We start from the raw sequence: 23,921 nt of genomic DNA, 5'->3' as shown, positions 1-23,921 counted from the left end.
CTGCTATGGATAAAACTGGTGCTGCGAGACTATCAATAATATCGAACGTCTTGTTGGTGCTAGCGAAGGGAGCCATAGGCATAATTGGTGGGTCAATGAGCATCCTTGCTGAGGCTGTACACTCGGCGGTGGACCTAATTGCCGCTGTTATTGCCTATATCGCGGTGCTTTTTGCCGACCGACCTGCAGACGAAGCGCATGCATATGGCCATGGTAAGTTTGAAAACCTTTCGGGCACAGTCGAGGCCCTTTTGATTATTGTAGCAGGCGCATACATAGTGTATGAAAGCATTGAGCGTATTATAACCAATGCTCCAGTGGAGCGTCTTGACCTTGGTATGGTTATAATGTTGGTCTCTGCTGTGGCGAATTTTCTTGTGTCAGCAAACCTTTTCCGTGTCGCTAAGCAGACAGATTCGATTGCACTTGAAGCTGATGGCCATCATCTCAGACTTGATGTGTATACTTCCTTAGGCGTGCTCTTTGGTCTGATTCTGGTTCATTTGACCAATTTCGTGATTCTCGACCGCTTAATTGGTCTGTGTGTCGCCTTATGGATTGGTTGGATTGGCATCCAGCTTTCAAGGAAAGCTATTGGGCCTTTGATGGATTCCCAACTTCCAGCGGCTGAAATGGAGCGAATCGTTGAAATTATCAATTCAGAACCTAGAATTCTTGATTTTCATAAACTCAGAACGCGAAAAGCAGGCGCCCAGCGCCACATAGACGTTCATTTACTAATGCCTCGCGATATGAGCCTCACAACCGCTCACGAGCTAGCCGAAGAGGTGGAGGATAAGATTCGGTCTGAGCTCGAAAATGTTACAATCGTTACCCATGTTGAGCCTGCTGAAGAAGACAGCAACGCCTAAAGTTTAATTTCCCATCAATATGGATATATTAAAACAAGCCGGAGGCTGGCAGCATTTGCCGGACCTCGTGTATGGTAACTCACTGACTGCCCGCCCATGCCAAGTGGGCGGGCAAGAGAAGTGAGTAAAACCTGAAGCACGGGGTCCGGCAGATGCTGGCAATTGATGGTTGCTGGCATAAGGTATCCTACGTCTGCTTTTGCTTCTGCCTTTTTGTTTTTGCATTGGCAAACCTGAGAAAATCTGTATCCGGTCTGGATTGGTTTAAGAAGTACCGGAGCAGGGGGATGAAACTTTTGATATCCTCCCCATCCGCAAATATTCGCACCCGGCGGAAAGGCTGATCGACTATGTCTGAAACATTTGTTAACAAATCGCTGGTTTCATGCTTTATTATTGTTCTTATATTATTACCATTATTAGCGCCTTCATGTTGTTGGCCACAGCTTGCTTCCGATAGGCAGCCTCCTTTGTTAACGGCATCTGGCAATGCCGAAGTGAGGGTTCGCCCCGATCTTGCGATTGTTCGGCTTGGCGTGGAGAGCGAGGCAAAAACTGCTGTCGAAGCCCGAGAAGAGAATGCGAGGAAGGCAAATGCCATAGCTGCTGCTCTTAAAGCACTTCGCATTCCAGCCGCGAATATAGAAACATCTACGTTTCAGATTTCGCCAGTACGTCGCTTCCCCGAGGGAAGCTCTCAGCAAGGTCAGCCTCCGATTGTGGGCTATAACGTTACCAATATCGTGACTGTCAGAACTGGGCAACTTGATCTTGTCCCAAGAATCATCGATGACTCGGTTGCGGCGGGAGCTAACGAAGTCCAAGGTGTGGATTTTGTTTTGCAGAATGATTCTGTTGCCAAACAGCAAGCCCTAAAAGCTGCTGTTGCAAATGCAAGAGAAAATGCTCGTACTATGGCAAATGAACTTGGATTAAGACTAGTACAGGTACGGTCTATTCAGCAAGGCGGCGTGGGGGTCGTTCCGCCTCCCATTTTCTATAGGTTTGGGGCTGCCGCTCCCACTGCAACCACACCAACGCCTATTTTTCCTGGAGAGGTTACCGTAAATGCTTCGGTAACACTTACTTACTTAATTCGGTAGCTGCTTGCGAAGATTGGAGGTTAAGATGACAAGTAAGGAAATATTTCAAATAGGAGTAAACGAGATTGGGACGACCCGAGTACTCAGGCTGATAGGAGATCTTGACTCTTATACAAGCCGCCGCCTCTTGTTTGCAGTGGATTCGTGGATTGATAATGTAGAAAAGCTTCTTGTAAATCTGGACCAAATTGAATACATAGACAGCACCGGCCTTGCTGCGCTTGTCGCAATTTGGGTCGAAGCTGAAAAACGAGGCGTTCGCTTTATATTGTCGTGTAAGAATTCGCGGGTGTACAGGGTTTTGGAGATTACCGGTTTATTGAATCTGTTTAATTTAGCCGAAGGAAGTACCACGTCTGTGCCTATAGCTGGGGGAGCGCCACCAATTATAAGCTCGAAAAGAGAGCAAAAGACACCACCAATTAGCGGACCGACATCTTTTATGCGAAACAAGCGGATAGGCGGCTAATGTCAAATAAATCCGTTTCCCGGGTTATGGTCCAATGTGAAAAAATTGGCGTAGGCGGCTCATTAGCCCGCGTTTTGATTCGGTGGTTTCTATTTTTCCAGCGATTCGGCCAGTTTCGTCGCACTGAATGCTTCGGAAAAATTGCTCGATTGGGTCATCTTCGTTCGCGGATTTCTCAGGTGGCTGTTCCAAGTCTGTAGTTTCGCTTTGCTCTCCTATTTCCTCCAAAGTTTTGCTTGCTTTACATGCATCTTCGCTTGAGATCGTCTCTGCTTCATTTTGGGCTTGGGGGTCTTTAGCCTCGGGCTGCTCTTGAGCATTTATATTTGTTTTGTTCGAAGCCGATGCCTCTGTAAATTTCGCAGATTCCAGGGGCTCTTCTTTGGAGATTCCGCGCGTGATTTCATTTTGCACTTCTGTTGCGAGTTTGCGACTCTTCTCAAAAAGCTCGTTGACTTTGGCAACCGTTTCTTCCCACTTTGGGTCTTCTGGCTCGGGAAGTTCGCCTTTAAGTTGTTTTAATTCACCTTCTATTGCCAAATTGGTGTCCTGAAGCTGATGGAGGACAGAGCTTGCGCGGTGAAGCATATAATTGACCTCCCGCTGGCGTTCAAGCAGCTCGTATGCTATGTGATTCATTACTTCTTCACGCCTGCGAAAATCATCTATCTGTTGCTGGAGCTGCTTTGTTCTTTCCGTCAGCACAGCCTTGGCTTTAAGTGCGCGAGCCAATTTTTGTTGGAGAACTTCAGGGGTAATCTCGTTCTTCATAGTGTGCATCACCAGCGAGACGTTAAGATTATCGGACTTTCACTGCTTGTTCCTCATACCGGTGTGTCTTGACTAAAGTGTATCACTTTTGTGAAATAAAGTAAAACCTACTTTTTAGGCGATAAGGATGGGCTGAACGATATGTATAAAGCAGCTAGTGCCTCCCGCATTGCCTTTTGATTTATTTCAGAGTCACCTCGTTCATAAATTTCGAAATTTGATTTTTCTTTCGTTTTCTCAAATGTGAAGATGCCGTCATCGCGCACTTTGATTTTGCATGAAACCAGGTTATTTGGCAGGACAATGTCACCCGGTTTTATCTCAGCCTGGGGGATAAGGCGGTATGTCCCATCTGCACGCTGGACTAGCTTTCTGCGAGAAACTTGCGCCCATAAAGCGGTTTCCCAAACATTGTGCCGACGACTGCATATTCGGTTCAACACTTCCAAAGGTAAATCTTCTTCAAGGAAGTTGATGAAGTCAGGTCGGGTTAATCGTTCAAATGAATATGCCGCATATCTTTGCAATTTAGAATCCATTTGGCTTATGAAATTTAGGTTCTCAAGTAGATAGTAGCTGTTGTTTGGACCGAGATCGAATGCACCTTTGCCTGTACCGCATGGGTAAATAGCGATTGGAAGGTCGGAGCTTAGGAGGCATACAATGGCTTTCGGGTCTAGCATCACATTCCATTCTAAGAACTCTGGCGAGGATGATCCTGCCGAAAGATGGATTTTTCTGACTTTTTCTCGCAGTAACTTAGGCTCCCGATTGTATGCAGCCGCCAGCGCTCTTGCTGAACCAAAAGAAAGAATCTCGACTTTTTGTTCCGACTCTTTGAGAACTTTAAGGATAAGCTCAATCCCAAATTGTTGAAACTTTGGGACGTCGAGCATTTTATCATCCGGCGATTTCATTCGGGTAAACGGCGCAATGCCGAAGGGAACATTGCGGTCAAATATGTAATTGAGTTGCATGACGGGAATGATTCCAGGATCGCGCGGACCAGTTTCATCACGATATTCAGGTTTTTGGCGGGGGTCGCCAGGTTTCCGATACTCGTCTGTGACGTCGAGAATCACAGCCCTCAAGTCTACTTCGGGCAATCCATATGCGGCAATCAAATCAAAATTATCTCCTGGGTCCTGATATGGATGGTAAAGGTCTGTAATATCTATGATTGGAATTTTACTGGTTGAGGTTGAGTAATTGGATGAACCAGCTGATAGGCTATTCCTGCGAAACATTCCAGCTGCCAACCCAGTGCCAATGATGCTAAAAGCCTTCAAAAGTGTTCGTCGGCCAATGCGGCGGTGTCCAAGTTCGTCTTTCATCTTTGTTTTCCTCCAAAAATCGAATGCAGAAATCGAGCGGTATAGTATCCAAGGAAACTATCAACCTCATATTAGCCAAAAGAGAGAAAATGTGAAAGTAGTGTATCGAACATAATAGCGCAAAGTATGCAGTCGAACAACGATTTATTCAAGAGCTTATGGAGCTCAGCGAATTAATTAGTGTGTTTCCTTAAATGTTTTTATAAGCAACCAATGCCAGTAGTAGCGAGTCTGATATTGCGGATGAAGGAAGAAGCAATCCATGAATCTAACTCACAAAGGGAAGATGAGCAAGCTTACCATTGGAATTGACATTGGTGGAACAAAGATTGCGGGCGGCCTTGTTACTCGGCAGGGCAACGTTATCCGACTATTGGAGAGGCCTACGAATGCGGCTGAGGGTGGCAAAGCGGTCATGGAGCGCGTTGCGGAGCTCATTGCTGAATTGGTCTCGTCATCGTCAGCCGGAGTCGAAGGCATTGGAGTCGCTACTGGAGGACAAATCAATCCGGAAACTGGCGTTGTTTTCTCAGCCACGCCTCTTCTTCCGGGTTGGGTTGGTATGCCAATTAAAGGTATTCTGGAGGGACGTTTCTGTCTTCCTGTGCGAGTAATTAATGATGCGAGCGCAGCAGCATTAGGCGAGTGGATGTTTGGGGCTGCTCGTGGGTCGAGAAATTTTGTTCTTTTAACAATCGGTACTGGCATCGGTGGCGGGGTATTCTGCGATGGTAAGCTTGTTCAAGGAGCAATGGGTGCTGCAGGGGCAATTGGCCATATGGTAATTGACTGCGATGGCCGGCCTTGCAACTGCGGAAGTCGTGGATGCTTAGAGGCATATGCTTCTGGCACAGCAATGGCGAATAGTGCACTTGCGTTAGCAGAAGAGAGAAAGCTGGACACCCAGCTTATTCGCATGATTCGCTCAAATCACAAGATGGGGGCATTTTTCCTGGCGCAATCAGCGTTGGCTGGCGATGAATTTGCTACTGAGGTTATCCGTGAAGCCGGCGAATATCTCGGCTGGGGATTCGTAAGTTTGCTCAATCTCTTCAACCCAGAGCTTGTTGTTGTTGGCGGAAGCGTGGCGGAGATGGGCGATCTACTGCTTCAGCCTGCGTGGGAAATTGCAATGAGACATAGCCTAAGACGTGAGAAGGACCCAGTTCGTATAACGAAAGCACAGCTAGGAAATAACGCAGGGCTTCTTGGTGCTGCAAGCCTAATATGGGATGAAAAGAATGCAAATGGCTGAGTTTGATGTAATCTGCCTTGGATACAGTGCAACGGATTATCTTGGAATTGTGCCTCATTATCCTGAGGAAGATACGAAGATTGAGCTTTTGCAGTTCAGCAAGCAAGGAGGTGGCCCCGCTGCGACTGCGTCAGTTGCACTTGCACGACTTGGAGCACGGGTTGCGTTTGTTGGCAAAGTTGGCGATGATGACTTTGGAAAATTCATGTTAGCCGAGCTTGCAAAAGAAGGAGTTTGCACTGAGCATGTCATAATCCAAAAGGGCGCTAGTTCTCAGTTTGCCTTTATTGTGATTAACCGTCATACGGGAAAGCGGACAATATTCTGGACTCGCTCGGGCGTTACGCCTCTACAGCCAGAAGAACTTAACAGCAATGTGCTCACCTCCTGCCGTGTATTGCTAACAGATGGCCACGACACTTGGGCCGCTGTGAAAGCAGCTAAGTTGGCGAATGAGGCAGGCATACCAGTTGTTTATGACGCAGGCAGTGTTCGTGAAGCATCTGTGGAACTTGCGGAACACACAGATGCTTTGATTGCCTCCGAGCGTTTTGCGCGAGAATACACTGGCAAGAAAGATCCTCAAGAAGCTGCGCAGGTTATGCTGTCTGGGCGAAGGCGTTATTCAGTTGTAACCCTTGGAGAGCGCGGCTGTGTATATGCGACCAATGAAGGAACGTTTCACCAGCCAGCGTTCAAAGTAAATGTAATTGATACAACAGGGGCTGGCGATGTTTTTCACGGCACGTTTGCCTTCGGAATTCTCAACGATTGGCCATACCGCGAGATAGTCGAATTCTCAAGCGCTGTGGCTGCGATGAAATGTACTAAGCTAGGTGGTAGGCCAGGGATTCCAACTCTTATGGAGGCACTTTCTTTCTTAAGGAAGCGATCGGAGAACCCATTTTGGCATTCTATCAATCAATAAAAAAAGCGGCCTCTTGCTTGGGAGAGGCCGCTTTTTAACCCAACCTAATTCTTTTTGCCTTTGCCAACACCTTTTTCTTTGTTATTGCTCTTGCCTTTAGCCTTTTCTCTTTCTTCATCGTTTTCCAAGCGATATCTGGCTTTCTCGCGCAGTTCCTCTCGAGTTCTAATCCATTCTCGCCATCTTGCTTCTAGCTCTTCTGGTTTATCTTTATAGTGAATATTCCACCACACAACAAAGTCTTCACGGTCTTTGGGATCAAGAGCCTGATAGCGGTCTACCCAGATTCCGGTTATCCTTTTTCTTAGGTTGCCTTTGCCAATGTACCAGCCCTTATGAAGACCTTGGTCATGACGTTCGGTGGTGATTATATCGCTTCTAAACCTGTTTCCGAGGACATCCTCAAGAGGGTGGTATATTGGCTTTAATCTGTACCAGTCAGCTTGGCGCTCTCGAATTCTCTGCTGGTCGGCTATGCTTGTGTCAATCAGCGCTGTTACCCCAACGCCGGCGATACGCTTTATCTTTAGCGGACTGGTGGAATCCGATGGAACAAAAATCTTGATTCTGAATTTACCATCGTCGAAGATTTCTTCATACTGATAGCAAGTCTTCACTGCCTTCACTTCTTTGCTTGGACCGGAAACTTGCACGCCGCCAATGTATGCTTTGTCGCCAATAGTGGCAATAGGAACAACTTTTGTGTTGGAATCTAGCCCTTTGGTAATTGAGTTTATTGCCTTGTTGAGCGGATCTGCGGCGGCATTAATAGCAATTGCCACCACTCCTGCTTTTAGGATTTCGCCGGGCCCTACGCCGCGACTGATAGTTTGACCTTTCCACCGCCCGTCAAGCGAAACATCAATGATTGCAGAAATTCCAACTTTCTGCGTGCGTTTGAGTTCCAATGGATTCAAACTGCTTGTTGGCACGTAAACCTTCAGTCTAAATTCATTGTTGCTGAAGTTGTCTTCGTAAAGCCATACTGCCTTTGTGCTTTTTACATAAGAATCCGGTCCGGCTATTTGCGCGGCACCAACATATCCTTTTTCGCCTACGCTTAGGATGGGCACGACTTTCGTTGCCGTTCCAACCGGGACACCATTGTTAAACGTTACAGTACGAATAAATTTGTCCAACTGTGGGGCAGCAGCGTCTACCGCAAGACCAATTGCGGCAGCCCGGAAGATTTTTGTGGTGAACTCTGCGCCATGCGCCCGCTCGCTAATGGTCAAATTCCAGCATGATAGCAAGAGAACTGCAAGCAAAATGGTTAGGAGTTGTCGCTTCATTATATTGCCTCCTTATTTGTGCAGAACAAGTCCTAAATAAATTATACCTTATTCACCTATGGAATCACATACTTGGTTACTGGGTTAGGTGGTTTGGAAGTCGTTTTAAAATAATACGCTTCTCATAGCTGTAGTGTTTCAGTAGGTCGTTGAGTTTTCTTCTGATATCAGAAGCAGATATGAGTCTACGAGGTCACATACCATAGGCGGCTGTAAAATGACCAGCCACGAAACCTGCTATGCCAGCAAGAGCTGCAATGCCCAGCATTTCGAGCCCGCTCTTTATTGGATTGAGCCGAGTATAAATTGTTTTTGCAGCACCTACGGCAAATAATGTTATAACTGTTCCAATAATGGAGACTACGAGTGCAAAGTCATGTGGGAAAAAAGCATACGGCAAAACCGGAAATATTGCTGCTAAGATATACGCAGCAAAAATCCAAAATGCCCTCCATGCGGGGTTCTTTAGCTCTTTTGGCGAGATTCCATATTCATGAGCTGCCATTTCCTCCATTAAAAAGTTTGGGTTGCGAGTGACAGCTGACACACAAACTTTGAGTTCTTCAGGCGTCATGCCATGTTGACGATAGTATTCTACGAGTTCTGCTCGCTCATGTTCTGGGTGCTCTTTGATACTCTGGGCTTCCTCGTGGAGCTGTCGTTGGAGGACTTCAATTTCAGATTTGACGCCGAGGTAATTACCGGCAGCCATCGAGATTGCCCCTGAGATGGCGCCAGCTGTGCCAGCTAGTAGAACCACCTGCGAGCTTGTAGTTCCAGCAGCTACGCCTGTTACAAGGCCGAGAATGGAAACTAGGCCATCCTCTGCACCAAATATTAGCTCTCTAATAGCGCTCTTGAGGTTTTGCTTTTCCTCTGCGCCACCCTGAAGTTTATGTGGACAAGCTTCCTGCATAGCGTCATTTTCTATACTCACACATATCTACTTCCGCGCTGTCGAGAGAATTAAACATTATCAAAAGACTTCAAATTACCGCCCAAGTCTTTCGTCCACCAGCATTTCATGGACTCTTCTTGCAACTTCCAGAATTTCTTTTCGGGTAATTCCTAGATGTGTTACTGCACGGACGCGGTTATCTTTATATGCTCCCATTCGAACTTCTCGCTCGCGCATTTTTTGTGTAAACTCTATAGCAGTCATACCAATGCTGTCAGTTTGGAAGAAGAGGATATTCGTTTCGACTTCCTCAGGCTTGATATCAATCCCCTCATCCGCTAGGCGTTCGGCAAGGAGCTTAGCGTTTGCGTGGTCCTCAGCCAGCCGATCAACATGGTGTCGGAGAGCATAGAGTGCCCCAGCGGCAATTATCCCGGCTTGTCGCATTGCTCCACCGAAAACTTGCTGGTAGCGGCGCGCTTCCTTAATGAAGTCCTTTTCACCTGCAAGAGCAGCTCCAACTGGCGCTCCTAGCCCCTTTGAAAAGCATAATGTAACTGAGTCTACTGGGTATGCATATTCTTTTGCCGAGATGCCGCTTGCGACAACAGCATTCATCAGGCGTGACCCATCCATGTGAACAGATAAGCCATGTTGCCGCGCAATGTCAGCGACTGCCATCAACTTCCCCAACGGCCAAATTGCCCCGCCGCCAAGGTTCTGGGTTTGCTCAACCGAAACCAGCCTGCTTCTCGGCGCATGGGGGTCGTCTGGCCTCAGCGCGGCAAGAACGTTTTCCTCGGTGAAGATGCCCCGTTCGCCGTGGAGTGGATATATTGATACGCCGGAAAGAAACGCTGGGGCGCCGCCTTCAAATTGGATTGCATGCGAGCGCCAATCCATGATTATTTCATCGCCTGGTTTGGTGTGGGTTTTGAAGGCAATTTGATTTGCCATAGTTGCAGAAGGCAGGAATAGCGCGGCTTCCTTGTCCAAAAGTTCACATATGGCGTCCTGAAGGGCATTGACAGTTGGGTCCTCGCCTCGCTGAGAGTCGCCCACTTCCGCCTCTGCCATTGCCTTTCGCATTTCGGGGGTGGGTAATGTAACAGTATCACTTATCAAGTCAATCATCTTTTCGCCTCCGGGCAATTTCATCCTTCATAGTATACCCCATTCATCCTAAAATGGTGAACTCCAAACAATATTACCGCTTGCATGTATTTCTTGGATGTTTTGGGTATTTACATGGAGACCAATACATTGCCAAGAAGGACGGAATATGTTATAATAACGGCGTTCCACGGGGCTTAGAACTTGGTTCCGCGGCCCGGTGGATTTTTTTCGATAGTTTAACTTTTTAAGGGGAGATAAGATTGAAGAAAGGAATACATCCTGAATACAGGCCTTGCAAAGTGATTTGTGCATGTGGCCACACATTCGAAACTCGGTCAACGATACCCGAAATTCGGGTTGAGATTTGCTCGGTGTGCCATCCGTTCTTTACAGGCCGCCAAAAAATCGTTGATACCGAAGGTCGGGTAGACAAATTCCTTCAGAAATACGGCATGAAGTCTGAAGAAAAGTCAGAAGAGAAGAAGGAAAAGGCAGAGAGCTAAACCCTTGGCAGAGCAGAAAAACAACGTTCAATATGGCGGACAGGCGGTTATCGAGGGCGTTATGATGCGAAGCCCGCGGTTTTTTGCCGTCGCCTGCCGCAAGATGAATAGGGAAATAGTCGTCCAACAGGAGAGCGTGGAATCCTTACTTCGCAGGTTCCAATGGCTAAACAAACCTTTCCTCCGCGGCACTTTAGCGCTTATAGATGCTATGGTTCTTGGGATAAAATCGCTTATGTATTCTGCAAATGTAGCAATGGAGGACATTGAGAATGCAAATCCCAAGAAACAAAAGGGAGGACAAGGAACAGTGGCCGGGCTGTTTGGCGTACTGAAAAGCATAGTACTATCGAGCGCCTTGTTCCTTGTAGGAACGGCTGGCGAAAGCGAACTAAAAAAGAAGAGCACGGTAAATGATATCGCTATTGGAGGAACGCTTGTTCTCGGGCTTGGGCTTGGAGTAGGCTTGTTTGTTATCCTCCCACATATTGTTATCGGCTTACTTGAAAAAACTATCAAAAGCAGTATACTTCTAAATCTTGCCGAAGGGATTTTCCGCCTTGCGCTTTTCGTGGGCTATGTGGCTGCTATTTCATTGATGAAGGATATTCGCCGGGTATTCGAATATCACGGCGCGGAGCACAAAGTGATAAACACCTTCGAAGCCGGGCTTGAGCTTACTCCCGAGAACTTTGCAAAGCATGGAACAATTCATCAGCGATGCGGAACAAGTTTTATACTCCTTGTGCTAGTATTAAGCATTTTTCTTTTTGCATTTCTGGGCTGGCATCATATCTGGTATCTTAGAATTATCTCTCGGCTAGCCCTCTTGCCGGTTCTTGCAGGCTTGGCATATGAAGCTATAAGATATGCAGGAAGGCATAAGGATTCGAAAGTTGTTAATTTCTTCCTTGCACCAGGCTTGCTACTTCAAAAACTAACAACTCGCCAGCCTTCGGATGACCAAGTTGAGGTCGCATTGAAGGCGCTCGAGGCAGTCCTGGATAAGGAGCGTGAGTCTGGCTCTCCGGTTCCACAGGCGGCTTAATAATCAATTTGTGGAAAAAGTTTGTGTAGCTGACCATGTTTGAACGCCTACAAGAAGTAGAACAACGATACGACGAGCTAACTGATAAGCTAAGTGATCCGCAGTTACTGGCTGATCCAAAGGAGTACCAGCGGATAGCCAAGATGCACGCTGACCTCACCGATATTGTGACTAAGTATCGGGAATATAAACGCACGCACCAGGAAAAGCTAGATACTGAGGAACTCCTTCGCGAACAACTCGACGAGGAAATGCGCAATCTAGCCCAAGCCGAATTGGATAGGCTCAAAGAGAAAGAGCGTCAGTTAGAGCAAGAACTTCGCATCATGCTCCTGCCAAAAGATCCAAATGACGAGAAAAACGTCATTATTGAAATCCGAGCTGGTACAGGTGGCGAGGAAGCTGCGCTTTTTGCAGGCGACCTGCTTCGCATGTATTCTCGGTATGCTGAGCGCAAACACTGGAAAACTGAGCTTTTGAGCGCTAATGAAACTGGTATTGGTGGTTTTAAAGAAGCGATAATGGCGGTCGAAGGAAAAGGCGCATACAGCATGCTTAAGTTCGAAGGCGGTGTTCACCGCGTCCAGCGCGTTCCTCAGACGGAAAGTGGCGGACGCATTCATACATCAGCAGCGACCGTAGCCGTCTTGCCGGAGCCAGAAGAAGTTGAAGTTGAGATAGACCCTGACGACCTTGAAATAGAAACCTACAGGTCTTCTTCCGCAGGCGGGCAAAATGTTCAAAAGAACGAAACTGCCATCCGTATCACCCATAAGCCTACCGGCATCGTAGTTACTTGCCAAGATGAACGCTCTCAGCTTCAAAACAAGGAAAAGGCAATGCGCATGCTACGCGCACATCTCCTCGAACGCATGACTCGTGAACAACAAAATGAAATTACCGAAACGCGGCGGAGCATGGTAAGGTCCGGAGATAGAAGCGATAAAATTCGCACTTATAATTTCCCTCAGGGACGCGTAACAGACCACCGAATTGGCTACACAATTTATCGGCTTGATAGCTTTATGGATGGCGACATCCAGGAAATGGTAGACCAGCTAATTAGCGCAGATCAAGCTGAGCGCCTGAAGGGTGAAGAAGAAGTAGCTTAGGCTAATGCAAACTAAAACTACCTTCAAGCCAACAATCAAGCAAATCCTCACCAAAGCCGTTGCCGTCCTCGAAAAAGTCGAGGTAGATACTCCTCTACTGGATGCCGAGGTGATGCTTTCAGAATTATTGGGCGTGCCGAGGTCATATCTATTTGCCCATCCAGAGGAACTTCTTGATTGCGTAGTTGTCGGCCATTTTGAGTCTTGGCTTCGTTTTCGCGAACAAAGAGTCCCGCTTGCTTATATCATTGGCCATAAGGAATTCTATGGACTTGACCTTGAGGTCACGCCGGCAGTTCTAATTCCTCGGCAGGAAACCGAAGTCCTAGTTGAGACTGCACTTTCAGCTCTTAGAGGCATTGCGTCACCAATGGTCGCCGAGGTTGGAGTAGGAAGCGGTGCAGTTGCAATTGCATTGGCAAAGTCAGTTCCCGATTCGATGGTTTTTGGTACGGATTCATACGAGCAAGCACTTGAGGTTGCACGCAGAAATGTGGAAAAACACGCTTTGGCACAGAGAATCAAACTTCGGCTTGGAAACCTTCTCGAGCCATTGGCAGGTCTGACCTTTAGTGTCATTGTTTCAAACCCGCCGTACATACCTACAGACGAGATTCCAAATCTTCAGCCAGAGATTTTTCGATACGAGCCACTGGTAGCGCTAGATGGAGGGCCCGACGGCCTTGAGTACCACAGGAGAATTGCCTGTGAGGCACCATCATACTTGGAGCCGGGTGGCCTGCTGATTTTGGAGGTCGGTTGCGGGCAGTCAGATGCCGTGAAGGCATTACTAGCTTCGGCAGGATTCACACATATACGCTCAAAGCGCGACCTGGGTGGCGTGGAAAGGGTAGTGATTGGTAAATACAATGCGCACACTTGTGTTAAGAACTAATCCAGAAAGCCCCGACCCCCAGGTGATTCTCCAAGGGGCTCAGGCAATCAGGCGAGGGGAGCTGGTAGCTTTTCCTACGGAAACAGTCTACGGCTTAGGTGCTGATGCTTTCAATGAGAGGGCAGTGGAACGAGTCTTTGAGGTCAAGGGGCGTCCAAAGAATAATCCGCTGCCGGTGCAGATAGCATCTGTTGAAGATGTTTCTTCGCTTGCTGTAGAGATTTCGGACGTAGCGAAGCGGCTTATGGAGCACTTCTGGCCTGGGCCGCTTACATTGGTACTGCGTGCATCTCCTCGTGTATCTAAACTAATAACTGCTGGAACGGGCAAGATTGGCATTCGCATTCCAGACCACCCGGTTGCGCTTGCTTTAATTAAGAAGGCGGGGACGCCAATCGTAGCCCCAAGTGCTAATACTTCCGGTGAACCTCCTCCAACAACCGCGGAGCAGGTGCTGACCTATTTAGAAGGAAAGATTGAGCTTGTCATTGATGCTGGTCCTACCGAAATCCAAGTTTCGTCAACCGTCCTTGATGTAACGGAAACGCCACCCAGGGTACTTCGTGCAGGCAGCATCACTTGGGAAATGCTCCTACCATATATAGCGTAAACCAGCATGCTAGCGTTAGCTGGCCATTGACATGCGCCTGGTTCAATAGCTATACTCTATTCGTATCCTCTTCGAAAGGAACCACGATATTATGGCCTCTGTCGAGGGAATGATTATTTCCTTCTACAATTGGCGCCTGGATTACGTCTGCAAGAAAACATGGTAATGGAAGCAAGTCGGAAGGAAATTAGGCAACAGGCGAATACCAGTGTTTCGGAGTATCGAAGCGGGCGGATTGGCATATCTTTTCGAGCGCTCATGATTGGCCTTGCGTTGGTTGCCGCCACTTGTTTTGTGGTTTCATATGCCGAGTTGGTCATCATGCGCATCCAAATTGGTTTTCTTCAAATGCCGCCTGCTGTTATTGGTATCTTCTTTTTCATAGTTTTGCTCAATAAAGGAATGCAGAGGCTTCGAAGTAGATTTGGCTTGTCCGCTGGCGAGCTGATGATGATTTACTGTATGATGCTAGTTGCCTCGATGATTTCCTCGCGTGGCATAATGGAGAAGATTATTCCTTTATTAGTTACTCCAAATTATTTTGCAAACTCAACTAATAGGTGGCAGGAACTATTCTACCCTTATATCAAGAAGTGGATTGTACCATTTGACCCCCAGGGTGAAGCAAAACAGTTTGTGGCATTGCGTTTCTACGAGCGGCTTAGAGCTGGAGAAGCTGTCCCATGGGATGCATGGATTACGCCATTCCTTGCTTGGGGTGTCCTTGTACTTCTTGTCATTTTTGCATTCCTTTGTTTGGCAACAATTCTTAGAAGGCAGTGGGTGGACAACGAGAAACTTTCATTCCCACTCGTCCAGCCACCTCTTGAGCTTGTTAAGGAAGATCAGGCGCGGCCATTGCTTAAGAATAAACTCTTATGGGGCGGAATTGCGCTGCCGGTGTTGGTATTTGGATTTAATGGCTTGCATAATTGGTATCCAAACGTGCCTGAAATTCCGTTGCATAAGACTCTAAACGAATATCTTGTGAATCCGCCGTGGACGGAAATGTATTTTACGCCCATATACTTCTCGTTTGCAGCGATTGGTTTTTTCTTTCTATTGCCATCGGATTTGCTCTTCGCGCTTTGGGTTTTTGCAATTCTTGCACGTATTCAAGGAGTTATTGCGGCGTCGTTTGGTATGGATTTGTATAGAATGCCGATGTACGGCACCCACCTCTTCGTGGGCTACCAAGTCGCGGGTGCATATGTTGTTCTAGCGGGCTATCTGATTTATGTTGCTATCCCTCACCTCAAGAAGGTTGTTCAAGCGGCAATGGGCGCTGGAAAGGTGGACGACGGCGATGAGGTGATGCCTTACTCAGTAGCTTTTTGGGGATTGTTAATTAGTTTCGCGCTAATCATTGGTTGGTCTTATTTGGCTGGAATGTCGTTTTGGATAGCACTTCTCGAATTTGGCGTTTTCATTTTTGTAATTGCGCTCGTAATGGCACGGAGTACAGCAGAAGCTGGCATGCTAATGACTGAAACCTCCTTTAGGCCTGTTGATTTCTACCGTTTGTTTGCGCCTGTCCATTCACTAGGCCCCGGAAATATGACAATGCTTGCTTTCTTTGACGCAGCATTCCTGCGCGACCAGCGTGGGTTACTGCTAACCGGCTTCCTCGATGGTTTGAAAATTTCCGATGGTGCGAATGTTCGGCGTAGGACATTCCTCCCAGTATTTGTCGTCGCAATCCTTGCGGCGCTCGTAATTGCCGGGATTATCCAGCTGTGGTTGCCGTATTCCAAGGGTGCACTCACCATGTATTGGTATACATACCAAGGCAACCCGGTTTGGGCGTTCTCCGAATATCAGAGCCACATGGCGAACTCAATCCCAGGAACATGGCAGGCGCCTGTGTTCTTCATTGTTGGCGTAGTTTTCACCGTATTTCTTGCTTACATGCGTGCGATGTTCTATTGGTGGCCATTTCATCCACTTGGCTATGCCCTATGTATTTCCTGGACTATGACTGTTTTTTGGTTTTCTTGCTTCGTTGCATGGCTTATCAAGACCGTGATACTTCGCTATGGTGGAATGCGCCTATATGTCAGGGCTAGACCCTGGGTTTTGGGAATGGTACTGGGTGAGTTCGGCATGGCTGTAATTTGGACCCTTATTAGCGCTTTGACTGGTGCCCCCACTCCTGAATTTCCTTGGCCTTAAATATAAAAAATTACAATTTCTGATTTAAAGATACTTGACTAAAGTAAAGAGATGCGATAAAATTATTTAACCCTGGGCGGTTGCTTGCCCAGCAAGATGCAAGGAGGTATGAGATATGCCTGTCGGAAAGGTAAAATGGTTTAACGACGCCAAGGGTTATGGTTTCATCGAAACCGAGGAAGGCAGGGATGTCTTCGTTCACTACTCCGCAATTAGCATGGACGGCTACAAAAGCCTGTCCGAGGGGCAAACTGTGCAGTTTGACATCGTGGATGGTGCGAAGGGACCGCAAGCAGCTAACGTTTCTCCCCTTTAAGTTGCTTTGTTAAGATCCTAAAGGGCTGATCTTTGTACAGGTGCTAAGGTTAGGCCAAATACTGAGTCGGAATTCCCGATAATAACAGTCCTGGCAGCGTACAGAGCGTATCTACTTCTAGCTGTTACTGGTCAGCCCCTTCCTTAATCGGTGGTCACTGGGAACTTGGAGACTGCTATCTGTTTCACGGCTAGGTCGCCGTCGTGCACTACGAGCCGGAAGTCAGAGTTGCAATTCTGCCGCCCTGCGAACATCGCATCTTCAAGAACGAATGTCTCGCGCTTCCAGATACCGCTTCCCATTAACCGGACGGTTTTGCCCGCATCTTTATATGCTCCATTAAAAGGTTCAGTATTTGCCGTAGAGTCGTATTGTAATGAAAATGACCCTTGTGTTCCATCATAGTAGTCAACGATTATGTAAGTTTTTCCGCTTACCGGCATGTTGTCGCTCACCCCAAAATATAAGTACCGAGTTGGGCTAAGGGGATTAGGCATTGTCTGACGGCAAGGAGTTTCCCCAATGATTTTCGGCTCGCTCAGCCCGTCGTCGCATTTGTTCATCCATAAGCCCCGAGCTTCGGAGGTTGTTCCAAGCGGTAGCACCACCTCTGCCACAGTCCTGAGTCGCACTGGATGCTCATCTACGGATATACTTATCCATGTCGAGCGTTGTCTTAATTCGTCGCCTTTCGGACGGATGTATGTAACGTAAAAGCTGGCTTTCTGGTAAAAGCTGATGGTCTTTTTCTCCTGATTTAGCGATAGATTAACTGGCAGGAATGGCGAAATAGTAACGTTTTCCATTCTTTGTTTTGGAAAAGCATTTTCAAGCTCGATTTTGGCTAACACTTTTTCAGGCGTCGCTTTGACAATTTTTTGTCTTGCCGTGAATGGATCCACAAGTTGCACTTCAAAGGGATAATTTAATTTGATTTGTGCCCCATTGTGTTCAAACGATAGTTCCCCAATGATTGGGAAAACCCTTGGCCGATAGAGGCTATTTCTTGGAGCCTTAATATTATAAGTAAACTCCGCTGACTTGCCAGGACTGAGGTTGGCTATTAAGCTAGGTGATGCATCAAGCTCACACGTCCACTCATCTGGCACTGACAATCGGACATTTGGCTTTATTATATTCTCCCTTCCAAAATTATGGATTGTGCACTTTACCCCGAATTTTCTACCTGCGAATATCTTATAATCTGCATTAGTTTCTGATGGGTAATCCATCTTGATGTTAAATTTGATGGGCAAAAGGGCGCAATATGCTTCCGTCAACAATCGTTTATTATAAGCGAGCGATTCATCGAAACCCGACTCAAGCTCCGCGCTGACCTCACTTATCTTTTGCCGCAATATCTCAAGCTTCTTTTTATAGCTCAAGCCAGAGGGGTCTTGAGCACATAATGAGCGAATTACGTTATTAATGAAGTCAGAAGCCTCTATTATTTCATAATTCGTGAGGGGTTTTGCGAGGAAAGTAATGCTTGATTTTGTGGTCTGAGCTTGAATTTCCTTTAGGTGTTTATTCTCACGACCCAACTCAAATACCAGGGGATTATTGCAAATGCGTGGCAAGGTAATCTTGCTTGGTTTTGAGTTGAAATGGGTCAGTAAGTGCCCACCGCCATAGTCCTTTAATTCGTAGATAGGTTGTTGTGATTCGGATGAGTGGACGGAAGAGCAAGTGACTATGGCTAGAGCCACTAAAATTAAGATTCCGAGTGTCTTTTGTCTATGCAATTGAGAGTTCCTCCATTCGTGATTCAATGGTGGAAAGTATAAGTTCATGCAGCCGAGGGTTCGATGTGGCAATGCAACTGCGAATATTTGACTCAGAAGCGTTCAATAGCAAAGTATCGTCGAGTTTGTTTCCATAAGCATCTGTTACGGTGCAGCCAGCAGTTTCAGCAATTAACACCGCTGCTGCGATGTCATAAGGGAATAAACCCATTACGGTTCCCATTCCGGCTTGGATGAAACGATTGCGTGTCTCTGGGAAATCACGGAAAATTCGGTTTCCTACGTCTACTACTGCGCTCAACTGACCTGTTAGAAGTCGTGTTAGAGAGTATGCAGTGCTGCTAAAAACGAAGACTCCGCCTCTTAGGGAGGATTTGTCTATTAGCGGCGATAGGACATCAGTCACCAGTTCGATTGGCCGACCTGCAAGTTCAAAGGTCCAAGCCATCTTGTCTAACTCCTCATTTGCCGAAAGCGTCACCGGTAGTTCACGCTCGCCTTCACGAATGCTTGCAAAGCCCTTTCGACTAGCTGTGAATAATCGGTCATTTTTAATCTCGAGAATACAGCCAAAAACAACGTCAGAGAGGCGAATATCCTCTGAACATGGAGCAAGCGCGATGGAAACGACGCAACTTTCGAAACCTGCCATTGCTGGGCGAGTGCCGTCAATTGGGTCGATGATTAAGACATATTCAGGTTTTCCAAACTTCACTAGCCCACGGTCTTCTGAATAATATGCGACCTGAAGCTCGTGCTTTCGGATGAAGTCGTCTATGGCTTGTTCTGCAATTTTATCTATTTCAAATGCCTCGTCGCCACTAACTGACTTCCCTTTTACCAACCTCGATGTTTGCAAGCCGATATGGGGTCGTACTGTTGCGCGGATAGCATATGCAAGCTCGACCAACGTTTTCGGTAGTTCCATAGATTACAATCTCCGCGGCATTCCAAGCGCTGAACTAGCAAGATTCAATTACATGCAAAGTATATAGGTTCAATCTCTCGGCCGTCAACTTAGTGGCGCATTATGTGTTGGAGTTTCTAGGTTTATTTTTCCTCAGCGTCGGGCAGAAAAAGTAGCCGTAACATCTAGGAAAATATGCAGTTACCGCGCTCTGCAATATTCGAATAATTGACATTCGCAGAAGGAGACCATAAAGTGTATAATTAATTTACTAATGAAAAAAGTTCAACATCCAGGGAGACCATGGCGAAGCAAAAGAAGAATCAACAAAAACTTCAAAATCAATCAAAACCGATAAAAGAGCCAAAGCGGACATATGCAGGTTTTCTTGCATCGCTAATTGCCATTATACTCGGTTTCATCGCTCAAATGGTGATGGCAGTTATCGTTTACCCTCGCCTTCCCGAACAGATACCATCAGGTTGGGCAGGCTCGGCTACTCCATATAACACCATTCCCTCGTGGACTGTTTTCCTCCTCTTTCCTAGTGGCCAAATTGGCATGCTTATACTAATCATGTTTGCCCGCCGGGATGAGCAAGGACGGCGAATATTAGATGCAGGCAATGCCGTCTTTCTGATATTACTCTCGGCATTGTTCACAGTTTTACAGGCATCTGCATTCCGTCTTCACTGAGTTTTCTTATATCTTCATAAGTGTTTGCAAAGCATAGCTGACGTGGGCAAATCTTCGCAAAGGAAATAGCATGGTTTGCTAAAGGATTTCTAGGAAGCCCTGCGGAACTTAGCAAATAAACCATGTGCTAAACTTTACCTCAGTATTCTTAGGGAGGTTCAAAAATGGTATCAAAGGTTGCCCTTGTGTTAGCTATGTTCCTCAACGTAATTATTTGCCAGGCTGCGCTTGACATCTATCCCCAAGTGGAATCAATCTGTCGCCTCTGGGAAGGGGAAACTAAACAGGTGAACGCGCTTTGGGGTGAGAACCCAAAGGAAATGCAGTTTGGCGAAGGGCGAAGCAAAGTCATAATTGCTGATTTAAAGGGGCCAGGGATCATTACAATGATTCACTTTGCACTTCCGCAGGCGATGAAGTTGAATCGCGATACTATACTTAGAATTTATTGGGATGGCGAGAAAAATCCTAGTGTTGAGACACCGCTTGTAGATTTCTTCTGTGACCCCAATGGTGTTCTTGAGCGTGTGGAATCGGCCCTTGTTAACAAGAAGCGTGGATGGAATTGCTATTTCCCAATGCCATTCGCCAAGTCGGCCCGAGTTGAGGTCGAAACGGACAATCCGCGCTATCCAAACGGTTCGTGGTCGGCAAACCCGTGTTATAGCTACGTTATCTACCGCACGCTTAAGTCATTGCCGCCGGACGTCGGATATTTTCATGCTACTTGGCGGCAGAAGACGCTCCTTCTTGGCAAGGAAGATTATAAGGTTTTCGAAGCACGGGGCAGGGGACAATTTATTGGTTGGAATGTTACCATCCGTCATGTTGGCAATCCGTCGGGAGGATATCCAGTAGATGAAAATGTTAAATTCTACATTGACGGAGAGGCAGAACCATCCATTGAATGGCAAGGTCTAGAGGATTCATTTGGCTTTAGCTGGGGATTCCCCAAGCAGGAGAATAGCTTTGCATATACTGGATACCAGCCGTTTCTAAATGGTGCGGCGGCATATCGTTTTACTCTTAATGACTGCATTTCATTTAAAAAATCGTTAAGGATGACAGTCGGCTTTGGCAAGAACGAAGCGCCTTTCTTCCGCGAAGAGTTCTCTAAATCCGAGAACCCCCTCCAAATTTCAAGCGTGGCATATTGGTATCAGAAAGAGCCGCATATGCTGTTTTCTCCGCTACCGCCGGCAAGAAGTCGCCGGCCTTTTGTAGTGCCCCAAGCTAAAACCGAGCCTCCGGAGCCCGGAGAGACTTTTGTCGTGCATTGCGGTAGATTACAGAATGAGGATGAATACCTCGCAGAGGGCTGGGATTTTGTTTTAAAGAAAGGCTATTCATTCTCAGGTTCGCCTTGGCCAGGTCCTGTTAATTACTGCTGGGCTGATTTTGATTCGCTTGAATTCGACATCATTTGTCCGAAAGGGGTTTCAGGAACATTGCGCATGTTTATTATCGACCCAGACAATTTTGGTGGTGGCCGGAAACAGTCCATCACGGTAGCAGGACGGTTAATAGGGGAATATGAGGGTTTCCAATCAGGTAGGTGGATCGAGGTTCCAATTGCTGCAAGCGATACTTCAACCGGCCGCATACCGGTTGTGATGAAGAATCTCAAGCCTCGGAGCAATGCAGTTGTGTCTATACTGCGCTTTCGTGTGAGGTGAAAATGTCTCCTAAGATAACTAGACGTGAATTCTTGACTGGTGCCATAGCTACTGCATATTCGCCTAAGTTGCTTGCCAATTCGGAGCGAAAGCTTGCATCGCTAACCGACCGTGTAGTACTTGGCAAAACCGGCATCAGGGTTTCCTATCTCGGTTTTGGTACTGGTACAAAAGGCTGGGACAAGCGTTCAAACCAAACCAAACTCGGAACGGTTAAGTTTTCCCGCTTAATCAATTATGCTTATGACCTTGGAGTGAACTATTTCGACGTTGCAGATATCTATGGTACACACTCGTATGTTCGTGCTGCTCTCAGGCGAATACCTCGGGAAAATTATGTTATCCAAACTAAGATATGGTACCGCACGTGCAAAGACGCTCAGCAGGATTTAGACCGGTTTCTTTTAGAGCTCGGTACCGACTATATAGATATCCTCTTGGTTCACTGCGTAACCGAGGGCACATGGGCTGCTGACCAGCGCGAAATTATGGATGTGCTTTCTGCGGCGAAGGAAAAGAAGATTATCCGAGCACATGGAATTTCAATCCATTCGCTTGAGGCGATGAAGTCAGCGATTGAGAACTCTTGGGTAGATCTTGCCCTTGTTCGTATTAACCACAAGGGCGCGAAAATGGACGGTCAACCTTCCGAGGTAGTGACGGTGATAAAGAAACTGCATAACGCAGGGAAGGCCGTCGTTGGGATTAAAATTCTGGGCGAGGGGACAATAGCTGAGGAGCGTGATGCTTCGCTTAAGTATGTACTTGGCCTTGATTGCATTGATTCCATAATTGTCGGCTTTGAATCAACCGAGCAAATTGACGATATCCTGAAGCGTAGTAAAAGTATTATGACTTAAGTCTTGCCATAATTGACAAGCCAAACAAAGCCTTGCCAACAAATATTGGCAGCCTCTCGTATTAATATACAGCAGCGGTGATTCCACGAAGGGGACGCTGAAAATGGATATACTTGAGAAACTGAACAAAGCCTTCGCTGGTTGGTACGAATCCTGGTTTGGCGATGCAGAAAGCGATATTCGGCCAAAGGATGTGCTGCGAAGGATCATCAATGCTATGGAGGATAACCGCAAGGAGGGGATTGATGGCAAGGTTTATGTGCCGAATAAATATATACTTGAGCTCAACTTTGAGAGTGACGAGGAAAGAGACTACCTTCTGGCATTTCTAGACAAAGCAGAGCTCGAATCAGCCCTCCGCAAGTATATGGCGCAGAATAAATACTACCTTCGTGGACCGCTGGATTTTACCATCGAAGAACTATCCGTTGAGGAAGGCAAATCTCAGCTAGAAAAACTAAGGGTAAAGTGCAAATGGGATGTTCGTCCTGCTGAGAAGGAAATTGAAATGTCCAATCAAATTGGTCCACAAATGCCTTATAAGCTCGAAGAGGAACACACCATACCCGCCGTCGAGACATGGGATGACGCAACGATTGCACCCCCAACTCTCATTGTTAACCATGTTGATGGGAGAGTCCAACAATTTATGCTGAATAAGCCCGACATTTTAATCGGAAGATCAAAGCGGTTAGGTAACGATTTGATTCTTGATAAGGATGGAATGGTTTCGAAAAGGCATGCTCGAATCACCCTTGGCAAAGAAGGCTTCAAGATTAGGGATTTGAACAGCACAAACGGCGTTTGGGTGAATGACGAGCGCATTGAAAGTCACTTACTCAGAGATGGCGACCACATCAGGCTTGGCGCAACACAAATGGTTTTCAAAAGCTCGGCAGCCGAACCGAAGATTCCGCCGCTAGCTACTTCGTGTGCAAGACGCCCGCGATTGTTACTCAAGACTCCATGCGGAACTGAAGAAGAATTTCTGTTGGCATCGGAGGTCATTATTGGCAAGTCCCTGACTTCTGATGTTCGCATTACAGATGCCGGCGTGGAAAGTCAACATGCCAGGGTGTTCTCGCCTGACGGGATAATTTTTTACTTGGAGGATCTCGGTAGTCGCAGCGGAACCAGAATCAATGGCGAGCTAGTGCCTGCACACTCGCCGGTGAGGCTTCTGCCAGGCGATAAGATAGTTGTAGGGAAAGTAGAGATCGGCTTTGAAATGGATTAGTCTCTTTAGTTATACCCTAGGGATATTGAAATATGTGTTTTTGGCATGCCTCACGTTATTTGTTGTGTATGTGATAGGCTTGCTGAGGAGAGATTTATAACAGGTA

23 protein-coding genes are annotated in these 23,921 nt (G+C 46.8%); 16 read left to right on the top strand and 7 right to left on the bottom strand.

The features are described 5' to 3' along the window. Positions 1 to 5 precede the first annotated feature (5 nt). The 3 genes from QHH26_05600 (at position 6) to QHH26_05590 (ending at position 2,444) form a co-directional block, all read left to right on the top strand. The gene (locus QHH26_05600; protein ID MDH7481440.1) at positions 6 to 872 is read left to right on the top strand and encodes a cation diffusion facilitator family transporter; all 867 of its coding nucleotides are present in this window, start codon (positions 6 to 8) and stop codon (positions 870 to 872) included. Positions 873 to 1,222: 350 nt separating this feature from the next. After that, positions 1,223 to 1,975 (top strand): SIMPL domain-containing protein, encoded by a 753-nt coding sequence (locus QHH26_05595; protein MDH7481439.1) that lies wholly within the window; start codon positions 1,223 to 1,225, stop codon positions 1,973 to 1,975. 25 nt (positions 1,976 to 2,000) lie between these two features. Beyond that, positions 2,001 to 2,444 (top strand): STAS domain-containing protein, encoded by a 444-nt coding sequence (locus QHH26_05590; protein ID MDH7481438.1) that lies wholly within the window; start codon positions 2,001 to 2,003, stop codon positions 2,442 to 2,444. A gap of 24 nt (positions 2,445 to 2,468) precedes the next feature. Here QHH26_05590 and QHH26_05585 read toward each other — a convergent pair whose 3' ends face one another. Further along, complete coding sequence (locus QHH26_05585) at positions 2,469 to 3,215, bottom strand: hypothetical protein (protein ID MDH7481437.1); 747 nt, start codon at positions 3,213 to 3,215, stop codon at positions 2,469 to 2,471. Positions 3,216 to 3,322: 107 nt separating this feature from the next. Further along, positions 3,323 to 4,549: a hypothetical protein gene (locus QHH26_05580; GenBank protein MDH7481436.1), complete on the bottom strand. Its 1,227-nt coding sequence runs from the start codon at positions 4,547 to 4,549 to the stop codon at positions 3,323 to 3,325. 262 nt (positions 4,550 to 4,811) lie between these two features. Here QHH26_05580 and QHH26_05575 point away from each other — a divergent pair, with 262 nt between their 5' ends. Beyond that, a complete protein-coding gene (locus QHH26_05575) occupies positions 4,812 to 5,804 on the top strand; it encodes an ROK family protein (GenBank protein ID MDH7481435.1) in 993 nt (330 codons plus the stop codon). Continuing rightward, positions 5,797 to 6,732, top strand: a complete 936-nt coding sequence (locus QHH26_05570; GenBank protein ID MDH7481434.1) for a sugar kinase — start codon at positions 5,797 to 5,799, stop codon at positions 6,730 to 6,732. Before QHH26_05575 ends, QHH26_05570 begins: the two co-directional genes overlap by 8 nt. Positions 6,733 to 6,776: 44 nt before the next feature. On the opposite strand, the gene QHH26_05565 is transcribed toward QHH26_05570, so the two are convergent. The 3 genes from QHH26_05565 to QHH26_05555 form a co-directional block, all read right to left on the bottom strand. After that, a complete protein-coding gene (locus QHH26_05565; protein ID MDH7481433.1) occupies positions 6,777 to 8,024 on the bottom strand; it encodes a hypothetical protein in 1,248 nt (415 codons plus the stop codon). 193 nt (positions 8,025 to 8,217) lie between these two features. After that, a complete protein-coding gene (locus QHH26_05560) occupies positions 8,218 to 8,961 on the bottom strand; it encodes a VIT1/CCC1 transporter family protein (GenBank protein MDH7481432.1) in 744 nt (247 codons plus the stop codon). Between the two features lie 54 nt (positions 8,962 to 9,015). Further along, entirely contained in the window at positions 9,016 to 10,056 is a 1,041-nt protein-coding gene (locus QHH26_05555; GenBank protein ID MDH7481431.1) for a threonine aldolase family protein, read from the bottom strand. Positions 10,057 to 10,298: 242 nt separating this feature from the next. Here QHH26_05555 and rpmE point away from each other — a divergent pair, with 242 nt between their 5' ends. The 7 genes from rpmE (at position 10,299) to QHH26_05520 (ending at position 16,694) form a co-directional block, all read left to right on the top strand. After that, positions 10,299 to 10,541, top strand: a complete 243-nt coding sequence (gene rpmE / locus QHH26_05550; protein MDH7481430.1) for a 50S ribosomal protein L31 — start codon at positions 10,299 to 10,301, stop codon at positions 10,539 to 10,541. Between the two features lie 4 nt (positions 10,542 to 10,545). Then, positions 10,546 to 11,589 (top strand): DUF1385 domain-containing protein, encoded by a 1,044-nt coding sequence (locus QHH26_05545; GenBank protein ID MDH7481429.1) that lies wholly within the window; start codon positions 10,546 to 10,548, stop codon positions 11,587 to 11,589. Positions 11,590 to 11,624: 35 nt separating this feature from the next. After that, a complete protein-coding gene (gene prfA, locus QHH26_05540; protein ID MDH7481428.1) occupies positions 11,625 to 12,701 on the top strand; it encodes a peptide chain release factor 1 in 1,077 nt (358 codons plus the stop codon). Positions 12,702 to 12,705: 4 nt separating this feature from the next. Continuing rightward, positions 12,706 to 13,596, top strand: coding sequence for a peptide chain release factor N(5)-glutamine methyltransferase (gene prmC, locus QHH26_05535; protein ID MDH7481427.1), 891 nt, complete (start codon positions 12,706 to 12,708; stop codon positions 13,594 to 13,596). Continuing rightward, a complete protein-coding gene (locus tag QHH26_05530; GenBank protein MDH7481426.1) occupies positions 13,571 to 14,206 on the top strand; it encodes an L-threonylcarbamoyladenylate synthase in 636 nt (211 codons plus the stop codon). Before prmC ends, QHH26_05530 begins: the two co-directional genes overlap by 26 nt. Before the next feature lie 165 nt (positions 14,207 to 14,371). After that, the gene (locus QHH26_05525) at positions 14,372 to 16,378 is read left to right on the top strand and encodes a hypothetical protein (protein MDH7481425.1); all 2,007 of its coding nucleotides are present in this window, start codon (positions 14,372 to 14,374) and stop codon (positions 16,376 to 16,378) included. Between the two features lie 115 nt (positions 16,379 to 16,493). Then, positions 16,494 to 16,694, top strand: coding sequence for a cold shock domain-containing protein (locus QHH26_05520; protein ID MDH7481424.1), 201 nt, complete (start codon positions 16,494 to 16,496; stop codon positions 16,692 to 16,694). A 143-nt stretch (positions 16,695 to 16,837) separates the two neighbouring features. Here QHH26_05520 and QHH26_05515 read toward each other — a convergent pair whose 3' ends face one another. Beyond that, positions 16,838 to 18,439: an NEW3 domain-containing protein gene (locus QHH26_05515; protein MDH7481423.1), complete on the bottom strand. Its 1,602-nt coding sequence runs from the start codon at positions 18,437 to 18,439 to the stop codon at positions 16,838 to 16,840. Then, entirely contained in the window at positions 18,432 to 19,367 is a 936-nt protein-coding gene (locus tag QHH26_05510; GenBank protein ID MDH7481422.1) for an inositol monophosphatase family protein, read from the bottom strand. The genes QHH26_05515 and QHH26_05510 overlap by 8 nt, the downstream gene beginning before the upstream one ends. Positions 19,368 to 19,649: 282 nt before the next feature. Between QHH26_05510 and QHH26_05505 the strand changes: the two genes are divergently transcribed. From QHH26_05505 to QHH26_05490, 4 genes are all read left to right on the top strand, one after another. Further along, complete coding sequence (locus QHH26_05505) at positions 19,650 to 20,042, top strand: hypothetical protein (GenBank protein MDH7481421.1); 393 nt, start codon at positions 19,650 to 19,652, stop codon at positions 20,040 to 20,042. 164 nt (positions 20,043 to 20,206) lie between these two features. Next, complete coding sequence (locus tag QHH26_05500; GenBank protein MDH7481420.1) at positions 20,207 to 21,718, top strand: DUF2961 domain-containing protein; 1,512 nt, start codon at positions 20,207 to 20,209, stop codon at positions 21,716 to 21,718. 2 nt (positions 21,719 to 21,720) lie between these two features. Continuing rightward, positions 21,721 to 22,578, top strand: a complete 858-nt coding sequence (locus QHH26_05495; protein ID MDH7481419.1) for an aldo/keto reductase — start codon at positions 21,721 to 21,723, stop codon at positions 22,576 to 22,578. 103 nt (positions 22,579 to 22,681) lie between these two features. After that, a complete protein-coding gene (locus QHH26_05490; GenBank protein ID MDH7481418.1) occupies positions 22,682 to 23,815 on the top strand; it encodes a DUF3662 domain-containing protein in 1,134 nt (377 codons plus the stop codon). Positions 23,816 to 23,921 lie beyond the last annotated feature (106 nt).

The organism is Armatimonadota bacterium (assembly GCA_029907255.1).
Taxonomy (GTDB): Bacteria; Armatimonadota; UBA5829; order DTJY01; family DTJY01; genus JAIMAU01.
The sequence above is the reverse complement of the archived record's forward strand: the minus strand, read 5'-3'. Positions and strand labels throughout refer to the sequence as shown.